Origin of the sequence: Mycolicibacter arupensis (assembly GCF_002086515.1) — a bacterium.
GTDB classification, from domain to species: domain Bacteria; phylum Actinomycetota; class Actinomycetes; order Mycobacteriales; family Mycobacteriaceae; genus Mycobacterium; species Mycobacterium arupense.
Map to the genome: position 1 here is coordinate 155,123 of NZ_MVHH01000002.1, position 16,667 is coordinate 171,789.

At 68.3% G+C, this 16,667-nt stretch carries 12 protein-coding genes and 1 tRNA gene; 5 read left to right on the top strand and 8 right to left on the bottom strand.

The features are described from left to right. Positions 1–40: 40 nt before the first annotated feature. Positions 41–619, top strand: a complete 579-nt coding sequence (locus tag BST15_RS02195; protein ID WP_046187648.1) for a TetR/AcrR family transcriptional regulator — start codon at positions 41–43, stop codon at positions 617–619. Position 620: 1 nt separating this feature from the next. On the opposite strand, the gene BST15_RS02200 is transcribed toward BST15_RS02195, so the two are convergent. Genes BST15_RS02200 through BST15_RS02215 form a run of 4 tightly spaced genes read right to left on the bottom strand, consistent with a single transcriptional unit; the run spans position 621 to position 8,149 of the window. Beyond that, a complete protein-coding gene (locus tag BST15_RS02200) occupies positions 621–2,633 on the bottom strand; it encodes a bifunctional copper resistance protein CopD/cytochrome c oxidase assembly protein (protein WP_046187649.1) in 2,013 nt (670 codons plus the stop codon). Positions 2,634–2,688: 55 nt separating this feature from the next. Then, entirely contained in the window at positions 2,689–5,040 is a 2,352-nt protein-coding gene (locus BST15_RS02205; RefSeq protein ID WP_046187650.1) for a glycerol-3-phosphate 1-O-acyltransferase, read from the bottom strand. Beyond that, positions 5,037–6,704: an HAD-IB family hydrolase/lysophospholipid acyltransferase family protein gene (locus tag BST15_RS02210; protein WP_046187651.1), complete on the bottom strand. Its 1,668-nt coding sequence runs from the start codon at positions 6,702–6,704 to the stop codon at positions 5,037–5,039. Before BST15_RS02210 ends, BST15_RS02205 begins: the two co-directional genes overlap by 4 nt. After that, positions 6,701–8,149, bottom strand: a complete 1,449-nt coding sequence (locus BST15_RS02215; protein ID WP_046187652.1) for a wax ester/triacylglycerol synthase family O-acyltransferase — start codon at positions 8,147–8,149, stop codon at positions 6,701–6,703. Before BST15_RS02215 ends, BST15_RS02210 begins: the two co-directional genes overlap by 4 nt. Positions 8,150–8,417: 268 nt before the next feature. Between BST15_RS02215 and BST15_RS02220 the strand changes: the two genes are divergently transcribed. The 3 genes from BST15_RS02220 to BST15_RS02230 all read left to right on the top strand — a co-directional run bounded on the left by BST15_RS02220 (position 8,418) and on the right by BST15_RS02230 (position 9,894). Next, positions 8,418–8,491 (top strand) — tRNA-Arg (locus BST15_RS02220). Between the two features lie 51 nt (positions 8,492–8,542). Next, on the top strand, positions 8,543–8,917 hold the full coding sequence (locus tag BST15_RS02225; RefSeq protein WP_046187653.1) for an HNH endonuclease: 375 nt from the start codon (positions 8,543–8,545) through the stop codon (positions 8,915–8,917). Positions 8,918–9,135: 218 nt separating this feature from the next. Further along, a complete protein-coding gene (locus BST15_RS02230) occupies positions 9,136–9,894 on the top strand; it encodes an enoyl-CoA hydratase (protein WP_046187654.1) in 759 nt (252 codons plus the stop codon). A gap of 6 nt (positions 9,895–9,900) precedes the next feature. On the opposite strand, the gene BST15_RS02235 is transcribed toward BST15_RS02230, so the two are convergent. Genes BST15_RS02235 through pdhA form a run of 3 tightly spaced genes read right to left on the bottom strand, consistent with a single transcriptional unit; the run spans position 9,901 to position 13,222 of the window. After that, a complete protein-coding gene (locus tag BST15_RS02235; protein ID WP_165757093.1) occupies positions 9,901–11,076 on the bottom strand; it encodes a dihydrolipoamide acetyltransferase family protein in 1,176 nt (391 codons plus the stop codon). A gap of 2 nt (positions 11,077–11,078) precedes the next feature. Then, the gene (locus BST15_RS02240) at positions 11,079–12,128 is read right to left on the bottom strand and encodes an alpha-ketoacid dehydrogenase subunit beta (RefSeq protein WP_046187656.1); all 1,050 of its coding nucleotides are present in this window, start codon (positions 12,126–12,128) and stop codon (positions 11,079–11,081) included. Beyond that, a complete protein-coding gene (gene pdhA / locus BST15_RS02245) occupies positions 12,125–13,222 on the bottom strand; it encodes a pyruvate dehydrogenase (acetyl-transferring) E1 component subunit alpha (RefSeq protein ID WP_046187657.1) in 1,098 nt (365 codons plus the stop codon). Before pdhA ends, BST15_RS02240 begins: the two co-directional genes overlap by 4 nt. Positions 13,223–13,374: 152 nt before the next feature. Here pdhA and BST15_RS02250 point away from each other — a divergent pair, with 152 nt between their 5' ends. Further along, positions 13,375–14,067, top strand: coding sequence for a GNAT family N-acetyltransferase (locus tag BST15_RS02250; protein ID WP_052751333.1), 693 nt, complete (start codon positions 13,375–13,377; stop codon positions 14,065–14,067). On the opposite strand, the gene BST15_RS02255 is transcribed toward BST15_RS02250, so the two are convergent. Continuing rightward, the gene (locus tag BST15_RS02255) at positions 14,064–16,631 is read right to left on the bottom strand and encodes a cupredoxin domain-containing protein (protein ID WP_046187658.1); all 2,568 of its coding nucleotides are present in this window, start codon (positions 16,629–16,631) and stop codon (positions 14,064–14,066) included. The two genes, BST15_RS02250 and BST15_RS02255, sit on opposite strands and share 4 nt — an antisense overlap. Positions 16,632–16,667: the final 36 nt, after the last annotated feature.

Consider the following 16,667-nt stretch of genomic DNA (forward strand, 5'->3'; position numbering starts at 1 on the left):
AGGAACTCATGTAAGCGCCGTCAACACGGGGTAGTCACAGATGTCAGCGTCGATCAAGGCCTACCACCACGGCGACCTGCCCGGAACCCTGTTGCGCGCCGCTATGGATCTCCTTGAGGAAAATGGCGCCACGGAACTGTCGCTGCGTGCCGCCGCCCGCCGCGCCGGGGTGTCGACCGCGGCACCCTACCGGCACTTCGCCGACCGCAACGCCCTGCTGTCGGAGATCGCCGCGGTCGGCTATCACGAGCTGGCGGCCGAGTTGATCGCCGCGCATCCGTCGCCGACGACGGCCGAGGACTTCGCCGCGCTCGCGGTCGCCTACGTTCAGTTCGCCGTGAACCGCCCCGGCCTGTTCCGCGTGATGTTCACCGAGCAGTGCGATCCGGCCAACGCGGAGCGGGCGGCGGCGGTGACGGCGATCCAGGAATACCTGAACTCGATCGTGCGGCAGGTATTTCCGTCGTCCGACCCCGAGGCCATGGCCATCGCGGTGTGGGCGCTGGTGCACGGGCTGGCGTTCCTGCACCTGGACGGCAAGCTCGACGCCTCGTCGAAGCAGGCGATTGCCGAGCGGGTGCGCGCGGCCGTGCTGGCCGCCGCCGGCCGGCTGAGCTGACTCAGCGCCGCGCCGTTCCATCGCGGTGGGCCATCTGTGCCAGCATCGCGTTGTAGGCGGCAAGTTCGGCGTCGTCATCGCGGTCAGCGGCCCGGTCCAGACGCTTGGCGGTGCGCCGGTCACTTCGGTGCCACTGCACCAGCAGCGCGATCATCACCATCAGTAGCGGCAATTCACCGGCCGACCAGGTGATGCCGCCGCCCAGATGCTGGTCTCCGGCCAGATCGGTGTGCCAGGGCAGGCCCAATGCACCGTAGAACCACTCCCCGAGCACGGTGTGCATCCCCATCAGGAAGACCCCGAAGAAGCCGTGCAGGGGCAGCGACGCGAACACCACCGCCAGTTTGGCCAGCGGGGAGATGGGTCGGGGGGTGGGGTCGACACCGATCACCACCCAATAGAAGAGGTACCCGCTGAGGATGAAGTGGATGTTCATCGCCAGGTGCCCGGCATGGCTGCCGACCATCGAATCGAACAGGCTGCTGAAGTACAGCCCGTAGAAGCCGACCACGAAGATCACCGCAGCGACGATCGGATTGGTCAGAATCCGTGACACCCGGCTGTGCAGTGCGGCCAGCAGCCACTCGCGCGGCCCCGGCGGCTCGCCACGGCCGGCGACCGGCAGTGCTCGCAAGGCCAGCGTGGTCGGACCGCCCAACACCAGCAGGATCGGCACCAGCATCGACAACAGCATGTGCACCGCCATGTGCATGCTGAACATCGCGGGCATGTAGCGGCCGGTGCCCGATGAGGTGGCGAACAACAGGGTGAAACAGCCCAGCATCCAGGCGGTCGTGCGGCCCGCGGGCCAGGCGTCACCGCGGCGGCGCAGCCGCAGCACCCCCGCCAGGTACAGCCCGGCCAGCACTAGCGCGGCCGTGCCGAACACCACGTCGAAGCGCCAGTCGAACAGAATGCGCGCCACCGTCGGCGGGCCGGCGAAGTCATAGCCGATCTTGACCATCGGAACCGACGGATTGAGCACGGCCGGCGGGGGCGGCGGAGTTCGGCCCAACCCCACCGCGACGCCGAACGTGAGCGCGAAGACGACGGCTTCGGCCAGCGCCAACCGGATCAGGGGTGCCCGATTGTTCGGGTCGGCCTGTAGGGCCGCCACGCCGCGGCGGCGCTGCCCGGCGCCGAGGACGCCGAGCACGCACAGGGCGACGAACTTGGCCACCACCAAGCGCCCATATTCACTGGTCAGCAACTCCGACGGCGCCAGCCGCACCAGCGCGTTGAGCACCCCCGACAGTCCCATGGCCACGAAGCACCACAGCGCCACGGTGGAGAACCTCCGGGCCGCCAGATCGCCGTGTTCGCCGCCCCGCAGCGCATGCACCAACAGTGCGAGCAGGCCGCCGGCCCACAGACCGGCGGCGATGAGGTGGATCAGCAGGCTGTTGGTGGCCAGATCGTGTGATCCGCCGGCGGCCGAATGTCCGGTCAGTCCCAGCGGGATCAGCGTCAGCAGCGAACCGGCCAGCAACAGCGGCGTCCACGACCAGCGCAGCACCCGCGAGCTGACCAGGGTCACGATGGCGGCCAGCAGCGCGGTCCACCGCCATGCCGAGGCCGTGTCGACCAGCCCGGCAAAAGACCAGGCGGCCGCGGGGTCGAGGAACTCCGCCAAGGGATGCCCGGAGACATCGGAGATCGTCAGCGGAACCAGCAGGGCCGCGCACACCGCCCATGTTCCCGAGGCGGCCGTGCCCAAGCGCAACGCGCGATAGCCGGCGATGTCGAGCACGCCGCTGGGTTGGGGCGGCACCAGGAACGCTGCCAGCAGAAACGAGCCCACCGCCACGACGGCGGCGATCTCGCCTGCGGCCCGTACGAACGGCAGTCCCAGCGTGGTCACCGGCCCCGGGTCGGGCAGGCCGGTGGCCGTCAGGGCATCGGCCAGCGACAGCGCGCCGATCCCCGCGGCGGTACAGCCGGCCAGGATCGCCACACCGGCCAGCACCGGCGCGATGATCGCGGAGCGGCTGCGGGTCGCCGATGTCGCCGTCATGACTCCCAGCGTATGGGGCCTGTCTGCCACCCCGCATGCCAGGCGGGCGCCGCGGCTACTTGCCGATCCCGCGCCAATGCCGTCGTACCTCCATGTCGCGGGCGGCGAACGCTTCCCGGGCAATCCGGGCGATGTGGTCGGAGTCCTGCAGGATGCGGCGCAATTCGGCCCGGAACGCTGTGCGCCGCTCAGCCAGGTCCGGCGCGGAATCCAGCAGGCCCTGATCGGCGACCACCTGGCAGGCGGTCGCGAACAACAGGGTGGACACCGACTCGCTGCTGCGGACGCGGCCCTGCGCCACGTACTGGCGGCCGACTCCGAGTGCCGACTGCGTGAGTTCGTTGACGCCGATGTCGGCGGGGGCGTCGCAGAGCACGTCGGCCACTATCGCGTAGGACTCGAAGAACACCCGCAACATGACATCGGAGGTCACCGGAGTTTTCTCCGACAGAATGCCGTCGATCTCGGCGCCGCCTGCCGCGACCCGCGTCTCCCAGTCGGCGAACCAGGACATCTCCTCGGCGATGTTGTCACGGAAGGCCGCGGAGTCAGCGAAGTAGAAGTCGAATTTGAGGAGGTCGCGCAACCGCATCGCCTGGGTCCAGAAGGCATCCAGCCGGTCTCCCTCGCCGCGTCCGGCGTGGGCCAGCGCGAGCTCGACGATCGAGGTCTCCAGGAAGGCGTGGATCACCGAGTTTCGGTAGAACGACGCGGCGTGTTCGTCCTCGGGGGCGATCCGCCAGACCGACTCGCGGCCGCCGTCGACGCGGGTGACCGGATGCCCGTTGGACAAGGTGTCCACCGCGGCGCGTACCCCGTCTCGACTGCGCAGGCGCAGCGCGCTGGTGGAGATCGGAGTCTGCTTGCGTTCCAGGTAGTCCAGTCCGGCCTGCAGCGAGTGATGGATCTGCTCCAAGGTCAATGCCAGGCCGTGCGTGGTCAGCAGCAGCGCCGACACCAGTCCGGCCGCGCTGATCGGAGTGACGCGCTGAATGCGCCAGGCCACTTCGATGGCCATCTTCTGCATGGCCAGCCGTTTGGCGTCCGGGTCGGTCGCCGTGGAGCCGTCGGGGGCACCGAGGTACTGACGCATGGACACGGCCTCGGGAAACCGCACGTAGATCTTGCCGTAGTTACGCTCACCCTGGGCCTTGATGAACCGGTAGAGCCAGCGGATTCCCTCCGGGGTCTTCTCCCCTCCTCGGGCGTAGGCGGCATACTCGTCGGTCTCGTGAAGCTGGTCAAAGCTGATCGAAACACCCTGCAGCAGAACATCTTCAGTGCGGTCGTCCAGATAGGCATCCGCGACGTAGGTCATCAGGCCGAGCTTGGGCGGCAGCATCTTGCCGGTGCGGGAGCGGGTTCCCTCGATAGACCAGCTGAGGTTGAACCGCTTTTCCATCACATAGCCGACGTACTCCTTGAGCACGTATTTGTAGAGCGGGTTGTTACCGATGCTGCGCCGGATGAAGATCACCCCGGCGCGGCGCAGCAACGGCCCCATCAAACCGAACGACAAGTTGATGCCGGCGAAGACGTGTACCGGCGGGAGGCGATTCTCCTGCATCGCCACCGGCATGACCGCGCCATCGATGTAGGACCGGTGGGAGAACAGCAGCACGGCAGGATGGTTCTCCAGCGCGGTGCGCAGCGCGGCCACTTGGTATTCGTCGTAGTCGATGTCGGGGTCAAAGCCCCGGCTGAGCATGCGGGTCAACACCGCGACCAGGTCGACCGAGACCCGACTCCATCCGGTGGACAGCTCATCGAGCATCTTCCCGGCCTCGTCGATGGTCGCCCCGGGAATGGCCTCAAGCCCCTCCCGGAATCGGGTGGAGGCCAAGATCTCCGGTTTCACCAGCCGCGGAGATTTGTACTGCGGACCCAGGATCCGATTCTCGGCACGCTCCAGGGCGAGCACCGCACGGCGGGTGACGAAGTGCGCGAAGTCGCGCGGATGTTCCCCGACGGTGTGCTCACTCCATTGACTGCGCAGGTCGGCGACGCTGGCCGGTTCACCCACCACCACCCGGGCCAGCGACGACTCGGTGCGCAGAATCTGCCGCTGCTGGCGTTCGCTGGGCCGATAGGGGTTGCGCCCGGGCAACAACGCGGACACCCGTTTCAGCGCGGAGGCTTCGGCGCGTGGCATCCAGAACACCCGAACCGGAAGGATCGACCGCTTTTCGTCACGCTCGAGATGCCCCACCAGCCGAGCCATGGCGCCCGATGAGCGCTGTGACGGGTCGAGCTCCAGCAGTTCGATCCGGGCACCCGGCCGGCCGTCGCGATAGCGCTCCAGCCACTCGTGTACGAGGTCCGCCTCCACCGGAGACGACACGTAGGCCAGGACCAGCGTGTCATCGGTGGTGGACCCCGAAGCTTCGGTGGCCGGTGAAGACGTCACTGCTCCCCCTTCGGGACCGGCGGCTCATTGGCCGGAGCTTTCTTGGCCGGGGTCTTCTTGGCCGCCGCCTTTGTGACCGCAGCCTTCTTCGCGGGAACCTTCTTCGCGGCAGCCTTTTGGGCCGGAGCCTTTTGGGCCGGAGCCTTTTTCGCGGGCGCCTTCTTCTCCGGAGTGTGCGTCCGGGGCGACCAGGCCGGTAGTTCGTCGACTGGCCAGTCGGCCAACGTGTCGAGGTACAACTGGCGCACCTCGGCGATCCGTTCGGGCAGCGTGTCGAGGGTCCAATCCTCGACCGAGATCGCCGGGAACACCGCGACATCCACGGTGCCGGGGTGTGCACTGATCGAGTCCCGGGCGGCGACCACCTCGGCGTTGCGGATCACCACCGGCACGATCGGGATCCCGGCTGCCATCGCGAGCCGGAACGGCCCCTTCTTGAAGGGGCCCACTCCGGTGGTGTCCACTCGGGTCCCCTCCGGCGCGATCACCACCGACAGACCGCGCTTGGCCCGCTCCTCGACTTCCTGCAACGACTCCACGGCGGCCGCCGCGTCGTCCCGGTCGATGAACACCATCTCGGTCAGCTTGCCCAGCGGCCCGGCGATCGGGTCCTTCTCCAGTTCCCGCTTGCCGACGCTGATCCAGTTGTCGCGCACCAGCGACGCGGTGATCACCGGATCGACCTGGTTGCGGTGGTTGAAGATGAACACCGCAGGACGAACCGCGGTGAGGTTCTCTTTGCCGATCACGTTGAGCTGCACACCGTTGAGCGTCAGCAGCACCTGCGGGAACAGCGCGGTGAAGAAGTTGACGCCGCGGCGCCGGCTTCCGCTGAGCAGGCCCAAACCGATCGCCCCCGCGCCCACGGGCACTATCGAGGACAGGCCCGCCAGGTTCCGCAGTTGCCCGACGACGCCGCTGCCGCGGCTGCTGAACTGCAGGATCGGCCAGCCACGCTTGCGGGCGACCGAGGCCATCTTGCCCTCGGGATTGGTGGGTCGCGGATTGCCCACCAGATGCATCAGCGCGACGTCCTCGTCGCCGTCGGCGTAAAAGTAGCTGTCCTGCAGGTCGATGTCGTGCTCGGCGGCGAACTTCTGCACTGCGGCCGCCTTACCCGGGCCCCACAGGATCGGCTCGACGACGTCGCCGGTGAGCACGCCGTTTTCGTCGGTCACGAAGGCGTTGGTGAGGGTGTTGGTGATGCCCAGGAACCGGGCCACCGGCTCGACCTGAATGGTGAGTGCCGAGGAGCTCAGCACCACGGTGTGCCCGCGGGCCTGATGCGCTCGCACCACTTCGCGCATCTCCGGGTAGATGCGTTTGGCGATCTTCTGCACGAACAGCCGCTCCCCGATTTCGTCGAGGTCGCTGATCGAGCGGCCGCGCAAGGCGGTTGACGCGGTGGTGATGAGCTCTTCGAATTCGATGCGCCCCAGTTGGTGGTTGAGCCCGGCCTGAATCATGCCGAACAGCTCCCCCAGTCCCATGTCGCGACTGCGGACGCGTTCGCGGGTGAGGATGACGGCGGTGAAGCCGGCCACCAGGGTGCCGTCGAGGTCGAAGAAGGCGCCGATCTTGGGGCCCGGGGGGCTCGCGGCGATCTCGGCCACCGATCCGGGCAGCCGCATGTCTCGCGGCCGCGGCGTCGCGTCGTCGGTCATGACTCATCACCGGTCGTGAACGAGGCCGGCACGCAGCGCGGCGCCGGGTCACCGGCCAATGCCAGCACTTCGTCGAAGCCCTGCACCAGGCAGGCGGCGAACAGCTTCTCGTCTCGAACCGCTGCCCGGTCGTAGCGGACGGTGATGGTGCACTCGCCGCCGCGGGAGATCAGCACCACCATCATCGCGACGCCGGGCAGCGGCCCGATTCCGTAGTGGCGCAGCACCTTTGCTCCGGCGATATAGGTTTCGCCGGGATAAAACGCCACATTGCTGGCCTGCACGTCGGCGCTGACCACCGATTCACTCATCTTCTCCAGGACCGGCGCCGGAACGACGCTCAGCAGCGGTGCGATGGAACCGATCACGTCCATCGCGGGCTCCTCACGGCGCTGCGTCATCTGGGCTCGAATCCGCCTGATGCGCTCGGCCGGGTCGGCGACCCCGACCGGCGCGGCCAGGTTCACCCCGGTGAACCTGTTGCCGCCGGCCGGATCGGCATCCGCGCGCAGGTTCACCGGGATCGCCATCGGCAGGGTCGCGATCGGCACGCCCAACGCGCGGTGGTAGCGCCCCAGCGCTCCGGACACTGCCGCCAGGTAGGCGTCGTTGATCGACCCGCCACCGGCTTTGGCCGCTCGGTGCAGGTCCGATAACCGGATGTCGAGGGCTTCGGTGCGGCTGGTCAGGCTGCGCCGGCGCAGCAGCGGCGACGGCTCGGCCGCCTGGCTCATCACCCGTGTACTTGAGCGGGCATAGGTGAGGGCACCGGTGACCGCCGACAGTGGGTCACGCACGGTGCGGGTCGCCATCGACAGTGCGCCCATCAGCAGGTCGCGGGTGCCGCCGAACACCGTGAACGGTAGGTGGTTGATGCCGTCACGCATCAGGTCGTTGGCCGAGAGGTCCTGCGGCACCGGCTGCGGCGGCATCGCCCGGGCCGGTGGATCACGTTCCAGGTCGTAGATCCGGCCGAACATGGCCGCACCCCCGACACCGTCGGTGACCGCGTGACTCAGATGCATCAAGGTGGCGGCCCGGCCACCGGCCAGCCCTTCCACCAGAGTCGCTGACCACAGCGGGCGCTGAATGTCCATCGGTGACTGCAGGGCCACCTCGGCCAGATCCAGGACCTCGCGCAGGCCGCCGGGTTCGGGGACCCGGAGCCGCCGGACGTGAAAGTCGAGGTTGAAGTCGGGATCCACCACCCAGCGCGGCGCCGCCGTCGGCAGCGTCGGCACCACCACCTTCTGGCGCAGTCGCAGAACCTTCCGAGAGACGTTCTCGAACAGATTGCGGAAGCGTTCCCAGTCCGGGGTGGTGTCGAGCAGCTCTAGGCCCATGATCCCCGAGCGGGTGCGCGGGTTGGCTTCTCCGCGGTGCAGCAGGTAGTCCAGGGGGCCCAGCTCGGTGGGCAGTCCAGCGGCGTCGACCAGCTCACCCACGCCGGGCCTCCCCCGCCATCGAGCCGGCCCGCCCGGCGCGGCCCGTCGAGGTTGCCACCGCCACACATCCCTCTTGATTCACAGACGTCACGAGCACCATTCAACGCTAGTTGTTTGCCTACCGCGACGGGTGTCGATTCGGGCAGATCCGGGAACCGGGCGGCAAATCGAATTACTCTGTTGGCCGGTTGAATTGGAAACCAATGCTTGCGGCATTGCGCGGTAGCCGCAGCTATGCCGTCGTCAGCGGATAAACTGAGTCGGCATTGCCTCCGTAGCTCAGGTGGATAGAGCACATGACTTCTAATCTTGTGGTCGCAGGTTCGAGTCCTGCCGGGGGCGCTTCCGCCGCGTCTGGCGAGTTCACGTGCGCCTCGGAGTTACCGTCACTGGGTGCCGCCTCGACGTAGGTTTCCCACCGCCAAGCCGACGAGTGCGGCTCGCGTGCGCTACGCGAAGCGCCGACAACGACGGCTCGCCCGCGTGGACAATGACCTCACCGCAACCCAATGGGAGAGTCTGCTCGAGGCATGGAGTCGGTGCGCTTACTGCCAAGGCGGCGAGTCGGCCCTGCAACGCGACTGTGTCATTCCGATCTCTCGTGGTGGTCGCTACACGCTGGAGAATGTCGTTCCGGCGTGCGCCTCGTGTAATGCCAGCAAGCACAACAGCGAGGTCACCGAATGGCTTCGCCGCAAGAGGTTTGACGAGGGCACCTTTCTGCTGCGCCACGCAACCATCCTGCGGTCCCTGCGCCCCCTCGACTAGAGAGGCAGGCGCAGACCACTAGCCTGAGGTGTCCGGGATGCCGCATCCCATCACGGCGATGTCGCCGAGAAACAGCCGAACTGCTCCGAAAGGCAGGCTATGAACGAGGAACGCACGATCATGCTCTTCACCGTCTTGATGGTCGGACTGGCGGCTGCCGCCGCGGTCGTTGTCGCGTTCTTCGCCTGACAGACCTCGGCCGTAGCCTCCTGACCACCATGAGTCGTTCCGATCTCGTCCTCTACAGCGTCACGGACCGCGTGGCGCTGATCACGGTCAACGACCCGGACCGGCGTAACGCCGTCACCGGCGCGATGTCGGTGCAGCTGCGGGCCGCCGTGGCCCGGGCCGAAGCAGACCCCGGTGTGCACGCGGTGGTGGTCACCGGCGCGGGCCGGGCATTCTGCGCCGGCGCTGATCTCTCCGCTCTGGGTGTGGCCACCGAGGACGGGCTGCTGGCGCTGTACGACGGATTCATGGCCATTGCCGAGTGCACGCTGCCCACCATCGCGGCGGTCAACGGCGCCGCCGTGGGCGCGGGACTGAACCTGGCCTTGGCCGCCGACGTGCGAATCGCGGGTCCGGCGGCGTTGTTCGATGCCCGGTTCCAGAAGCTGGGTCTGCATCCCGGCGGCGGTGCCACCTGGATGCTGCACCGCGCGGTGGGACCTCAGGTGGCCCGGGCTGCGTTGTTGTTCGGCATGCGGTTCGACGCCGAGGCCGCGGTGCGTCACGGCTTGGCGCTGCAGGTCGACGACGATCCTGTTGCCGCCGCTTTCGCGCTGGCCGCGGGTCCGGCATCGGCGCCTCGACAGGTGGTCGTCGCGACCAAGGCGACGATGCGGGCCACTGCCAGCCCCGGTGCCCTCGAGGGCGAGCAGCACGAGTTCGCCAAGCGCACGGAGCTGGGACCGCAGGCGACCACCATCGAATCGCCGGACTTCGCCGCGCGCCTGGCGGCGGCCCGGCACAAGTAGCACCGACTAGAGGTCCAACAGCGCGATCTCGGGTTCTTCGATCAGTTCGCGCAGCGCACAGAGGAATTCGGCGACCTGCGCTCCGTCGGCGACACGATGGTCGAATGCACAGGTCAGCGTCAGCTGTGGTCGTACGACGACAACATCGTCGACCACAGCGGGCCGGGGTTTGAGTGAACCGATCCCCAGAATGGCCGCTTCCGGATAGTTGATCACCGGTACGCCGTCATCAAGACCGAGTGCTCCGAAGTTGGAGACCGTGAACGTCGAGCCCTGCAGCTCGGCCGGCGTGAGTGTGCCGGCCCGGGCATCGGCGATCAGTCGGGCCACCGCGTCTGCCAGTTCGCGGGTGGTCTTTCGGTGCGCGTCGACCACCACCGGCACCAGCAGGCCGCGGGGCGCGGCCACCCCGAAGCCCAGGTGCAGGGCGCGGTGGGTGCAGATCTGCGGCCCCTCGGGGGTGTCGACCCAAGCCGAGTTGAGCGCTGGATGGCGGGTCAGTGCGATCACCAACAGCCGCAGGATCAGTACGAACGGGGTGATAGTCCCGCCACCGGCGTCGGCCAGGCGGTCACGCAGGTGCAGCAGTCTGGTGCCGTCGACTTGGACGCTGCCGTGGGCGTCGGGAATCACACTGCGTGACTGCGTCATCCGCGCAGCCATGGCCGCCTGCACCGGGCTCAACCGGCGCAGCTCATCTCCGGGGCGCGCCGCGCCGGAGGCCGCCCGCACACCGTCGGCGGTGATCACGCCGCCGGGGCCAGCCGGCACCCGGCTCAAGTCGACGCCCAGCTCAGCGGCGAGCTTGCGGGCACCCGGCTTGGCCTTGGGGCGAGCAGGGCCGGATACGCAGGTGCGGCGACTGGTGTCGACGGCGTCGTCGGTGCCGTAGCCCACCAGCACCGGGGTGCGGCCGGCGGCGGCAGGCTCGGCGGCCGGACCGGTATCGATACGCACGAGCGGCGCCCCGACAGCCAGCACGTCACCGACGACGCCGCCGAGTTCGACGACCCGGCCGGCATACGGGCTGGGGATCTCCACTTCGGCTTTGGCCGTCTCGACCGAACACAGCACCTGATTGAGGGCCACCTGATCGCCGGCCGTCACGTTCCAGCAGGTCAGTGTCACCTCGGTGAGCCCTTCACCCAGGTCGGGTACGGCAAAGGTCTTGATCGGCTCGATGCTCACGGTGCCTCCATGACCCGAGCGACACAATCCAGCAGCCGATCGGGGCCCGGCAGCCACAGGCGCTCCAGCCGGGCCGGCGGGTAGGGGGTGTCGAATCCGGTGGCACGCAGGACCGGCGCCTCCAGCTCGTAGAACAGCTCCTCGGAGATGCGGGCCACTAACTCGGCGCCGTAGCCGAGGTTGCGCGGCCCCTCGTGCAGCACCACGCATCGCCCGGTGCGGCGCACCGACGCTGCCACGGTGGCGAAGTCCAGCGGCACCAGCGAACGCAGGTCGACCACCTCCAGGCTCCACCCGTGCTGTTGCGCCGCGAGGCCGGCGGCAGCCATCGCGGTGGCCACCGCGCCGCCGTAGGTCAACACCGTGACATCGGTGCCGGCCCGGCGCACGAGGGCGCGCCCAAGGCCCGGTGCCGGCTGTCCGGTGTCGACGGGCCCGCGAGCCCAGTACCGCCGCTTCGGCTCCAGGAACATCACCGGATCTGGCGCGGCGATCGCGTGGCGCAGCAGCCAGTAGGCATCCGACGCATCGGCGGGAACCACCACCTTCAGGCCGGCAGTGTGGGCCCAGTAGGTTTCGGTGGATTCCGAATGGTGTTCGGCCGCACCGATTCCACCGAATGATGGGATACGCACGGTGACCGGCATCGAGACCGCGCCGCGAGTCCGTGTCCGGTACTTGGCGAGGTGACTGACCACTTGATCCAACGCCGGATAGCTGAACCCGTCGAACTGGATCTCCGGGACCGGGACGAAGCCGCGAATCGCCATGCCGATGGCGATGCCGATTACCCCCGACTCGGCCAGCGGTGTGTCGAAGCACCGCTGCTCACCGAAGGTCTCGGCCAGGCCTTCGGTGACCCGGAACACTCCCCCCTGAACGCCGACATCCATTCCGAAGACCAGCACGTTGGGGTCGGCATTCATCGCGTCGCGCAGTGCCCGGTTGAGCGCCTGCACCATGGTCAGCTCTTCGGTACGCGTGTCGGCCTCGGACACCGCGGCCGGTGTCGTGGGCCTGGTGGGGGGTTCGAGGATCTGGGTCATCGCCGGCCCCGTCCCAGTTCGGCCTCCAGGGCGGCACACTGGCGCTGCAGCTCGGGGGTGATGTCGGCGTAGACCATGGTGAACACCTCGGCGATGTCGACATCGGCGGCCCCGACGGTGGCCTCGCGCAGTTCGGTGCGCAGGCGCTGCGCCCGGGCATCGACACGGTCCTGCAGACGCTGCGACCACACGCCGATGCCGCGCAGGTAGGTGCGATAGCGCGGGATCGGGTCGAGCGCCGCCCAGTGGTCGAGTTCGGCGCTGCTGCGATAGCGCGTCGGATCATCGGAGGTGGTGTGGGGGCCGAGTCGATAGGTGACGGCCTCGATCAGGCTGGGCCCGCCCCCGTGCCGCGCCCGCTCGACCGCTTCGGCCATCACCGCATAGCAGGCCAGCGGGTCATTGCCGTCCACCCGAACGCCGGGCATCCCGTAACCGATGGCCTTGTGAGCCAATGACGGAGCGGCCGTCTGCTTGTGCAGCGGCACGGAGATGGCCCAGTGGTTGTTCTGCACGTAGAACACGCAGGGGGCGGCGAAGACGGCGGCGAAGTTCAGTGCCTCGTGGACATCGCCCTCGCTGGTCGCACCGTCGCCGGTGAAGGCGACGGTGACCGAGTCCTCCGCCAGGCGTTGGGCAGCCATCGCCGCGCCCACCGCGTGCAGCGTCTGGGTGCCGATGGGAACCGAGATCGGCGCGCAGCATTTCGTGGTGAACTCCAGCCCGCCGTTCCACGTGCCGCGCCACGCGGCGGCGACATGCCCGGGCGGGATCCCCCGGGTCACGAAGACACCCAGCTCGCGGTACTGCGGGAACAGCCAGTCCGTTTTGCGCAGGCATGCCGCGGCACCGATCTGCGCCGCCTCCTGTCCGCGACACGAGGCGTAGAGCGCGAGCTCGCCCTGGCGTTGCAGGTTGATCAGTTCGACGTCGAGCTCGCGGGTCAGCACCATCAGCTCGTAGAGCCAGCGAAGGGTCTCATCGGGAAGATCGCGGTTGTAGCGCTTCTCCGCCGTGGGCGATCCGTCCGGGCCGATCAACTGCACCGGTTCCAGCGCGACCTGCGGACCGCTCATGCCTGGCAGCTGGCCCATGCGAGCCTCCTTGTGACGCTGATCTCATTATGCCAGCGAACATGCGGGTACCCCGTTGTTGCCGCGGGCCGACGTGCATCGTGTCGGCGACCCGGTAGCGGCTTCGGGAAAACAAGTCGCCTGGGAGCTGCCGGCACTCCTATAGTCCGGCTGTGCAGCACAGCGACGAGCCCGAGCGATTCACTCCGGTCGCCGACCCACGCCCCGCGGACACCGCGTGGCCGACGATGCTGTGGCCGGTTCCGCCTGACACGGAGCTGGTCGGCGAGACGATCGGCCTGACCGCACTGAACCCGGCCGCGGACGCTGCCGAATTGCTGCGGGCACTCGACCACGACGCGGTGTGGGCACACGTGCCCGGCCGCCCTCGTGATCTGGCCGGTTTCCGGGAAACACTGGAGCAACGGTGCGCGCTCACCGACTGGCAGTGTTGGGTGATCCGCACGCGCGGCAGTGTTGGCGGGCTGCCCGCCGGCTCCGTCGTCGGGACGACCTCCTATCTGGAGGCGCATCCGCGCGATGCCTGGCTGGAGGTCGGTTTCACGCTCTACACCCCCGCGGTGTGGGCGACATCGGTCAATCCCGAAGCCAAGCTGCTGCTGTTCGGCTATGCCTTCGACACGCTGCATGCAGGCCGGGTGCAGCTCAAGACCGATACCCGCAATCATCGTTCGCAACAGGCGATAGCTCGGCTCGGCGCCACCTATGAAGGCACCCTGCGCCGCAGCTTCCGCCGCGATGACGGCACCGTCCGCGACTCGGTGCTGTTCTCGGTGACCGCGGAGGACTGGCCGAATGTGCGACTGCGGCTCGAGCAGCGGGTCCGGCGGGCTGGACTCGTCTAGCCCGTGACGGCGAAGATTCCGTGCGCTCCGTTCTCCGCGTGGCGCATGTCGTGATCCATGAACGGGTAATGACCGGGTTCAGGGAAGGTCATTTCGACAAAGCCCCCCTGTGCCGGAGCCAGATCCAGAGCTTGGGAGCCCCCGGTGCCGCCGGTTTCGTTCGGTGATCCCAGCAGCCAGGCCCCTTCTTTGTAGACCGTGTCGAATTGTGTCCCGACGACGTGGAACGCGATCGGATCGCCAGGCCCTGCATTGACCAGCCAGACGCGCACCCGTTCGCCGGTGCGCGCCGGTAGCGGGGCGTGCATGTATTGGGCCGCAGTACCGTTGAACATCCAGCCGTCGGGCGCACCGGCGCGAATGGCACTGACCTTTCCCTCGGAATCCGTTGGGCCCGCATAGAGCTGCGCGCCGACCAGCACGTACTCGCGGTCGACCCGCGCTAGCCCGGGCGGGTCGATGATCACCGCGCCATACATCCCGTTGGCGATGTGCAACGCCATCGGCGGTGTACTGCAGTGATACAGCCATGCACCGGCCCGTTGCGCTGTGAATCGGTAGACCAACCGCTCCCCGGGGGCCAGGGTGCGCATAGGTTGGTCGGGGGCGAGCGCACCGGCGTGGAAGTCGATGCCGTGGCCCAAGTTCGTGTCATTGAGCAGGGTGACCTCGAAAACCTCTCCTACCCGCCCCCGCAGCGTGGGTGCCGGCTCGACACCACCGAAGGTCCAGCGGATCTCGCGCCGGCCGGGCGCGATCTCCAGCTCTTTCTCGATGGCTCGCAGTTTCACGCGGTGCACTCCCGGGAGTGCGGCAGCCAGCGCCGCGTCACGGGGTGCCCAGGACGGTGACGGGTCGGCGGTCAGGTCAAGGCTCGAGACCGCCGACGAGCCACCGCCACCGGGGTGTTGATGGCGCGCGGCGCCACCGGCGGCACGGATGAGCATGGTCATGCCGGCGGCGCGGTGGCCGGGGACATCGCACCACACGTCCAGATCCTGTTGCACCACACCGAGATCGAGTACCGCGGTCTGGCCCCGGCTCAGGCGTGGGGTGTGTTGACCGGTTTCCACCCGCAAGTCGTGCGGCACACCGTCGAGATTGGTGACCCGAAGCACCAGCCGGCTACCGGCCGGCACCTCGATCACGTTCGGGGAGAACCGCATGTCGGCCAGCGTGACCTCGACGGTGCGATCGGCAGCCACGGCGCCGGCAGTCGTTGAGGGTCCCGGCGCGCCCAGCCCCAGGACGAGCGCCGCAACGACAGCAGTCGCCGCGGCCAGCGCGACCGCACCAGAGGCCAGACGGGCGTGCGGCACCAGAGCATTGATGTCGAGGGGACCGCGTAGCGCCACCGGCAGGGCGAGCCGCAGGGCCAGCAGTACAAACGCGGCGACCGCGACGGCCGCCAGCACCCAGCCGATCAGCGGCAGAGGTCCCCCCCACGGCCCCGCAACCAGCGGCACAGCGATGTTGATCGCAGCCACCCGAACCTGCCACCCCTGATCCAGGTACTCGATGACAGCCTTGCGGACCGGCGGACCGTTAGCCACCAGTATCGGCAACAGCTGGCTGAACGCGCCGAGCAGGACTTGGGCGACAAAGCCGACCGCCAGCAGCGGAAGCACCGTGTTCTCCACCAACGCGGGCAACACATCCACCGACCGGCCCAGTCCGACCACCTCGACCGCAACAGCGATACCCAACCAGGTGGTGGCACCGACCAACATCCAGGCCGCGGGCCCTGTGAAGCTGCGGGCCGGCCACAGCCCGATGATGGACAGTACGACTCCGGCCCCGTAGGAACACAGACCTGCAGCGGCCAACCACCAACTGCCGGCGAGCAGGCCCACGACCAAGATGAGCAGTCCCGCCGTCAGTGTCGGCAGCGCTCGCCGGGCCATCGCGACGCTGCGCGGACTGATCTTTGCGCGAATCGTTGTCGGCCACAAGGTAAACAGCGTGCCGAGCACGGTGAGGCCGATCCACCCGTACAGCAGCAAGTGGACGTGGGAGCTCCACAGTCGCGCATACCATTGGGCGGCACCAAAGGCCATCGCAGCACCCGCCGCCGATCCGGCCAGCAGGGCCGCCACCGCCGCCAGGTAGAAGCGCACGAGATAGTCGAACCGTGCCGACAGCGCGGACCCCTTCATGTTTGCCAGATCGGCGCCGTGCGCCACGGCCACCAGGGCGACCCCGGTGCCTCCGATGCCGGCCAGTGACTCGGCAGAAAAGGCGACCCCGGCCAGGGTCGAGAGCACCGCGGCGTTGAGCACGGTCAGTTTGGCCACCAGATGCCACTGCGGCGGGTCGGGGACCCGGCACAACGTCATCGTGAAGTGGCCCGACCAGATCACGATCGCGTTAGTCGCGGCGCCGAGCAGCAGCGCGTGCACCGGCAGCCAGATCGATTGCACAACGAGCTTGTGGGCGACCAATAGGGCGATTGCTGCGGCCAGCCAGCCCAGCACCAGGATGTTGGCGCTGAGGAAAACCGGGCCGCGGGGCCCGCCCCGACGGCGAGGCCTGTCGACAGGCGCCGGTGGCCCCAACTGAATCATGAGCGCCAGGCTACGGCGACCGCGAGCCGCGCCGGA

Coding starts and splice junctions, on each gene's coding strand:
- BST15_RS02195 (WP_046187648.1), top strand. CDS start 41: ATGTCAGCGTCGATCAAGGCCTACCACCACGGCGACCTGCCCGGAACC.
- BST15_RS02200 (WP_046187649.1), bottom strand. CDS start 2,633: ATGACGGCGACATCGGCGACCCGCAGCCGCTCCGCGATCATCGCGCCG.
- BST15_RS02210 (WP_046187651.1), bottom strand. CDS start 6,704: ATGACCGACGACGCGACGCCGCGGCCGCGAGACATGCGGCTGCCCGGA.
- BST15_RS02230 (WP_046187654.1), top strand. CDS start 9,136: ATGAGTCGTTCCGATCTCGTCCTCTACAGCGTCACGGACCGCGTGGCG.
- BST15_RS02240 (WP_046187656.1), bottom strand. CDS start 12,128: ATGACCCAGATCCTCGAACCCCCCACCAGGCCCACGACACCGGCCGCG.
- pdhA (WP_046187657.1), bottom strand. CDS start 13,222: ATGGGCCAGCTGCCAGGCATGAGCGGTCCGCAGGTCGCGCTGGAACCG.
- BST15_RS02255 (WP_046187658.1), bottom strand. CDS start 16,631: ATGATTCAGTTGGGGCCACCGGCGCCTGTCGACAGGCCTCGCCGTCGG.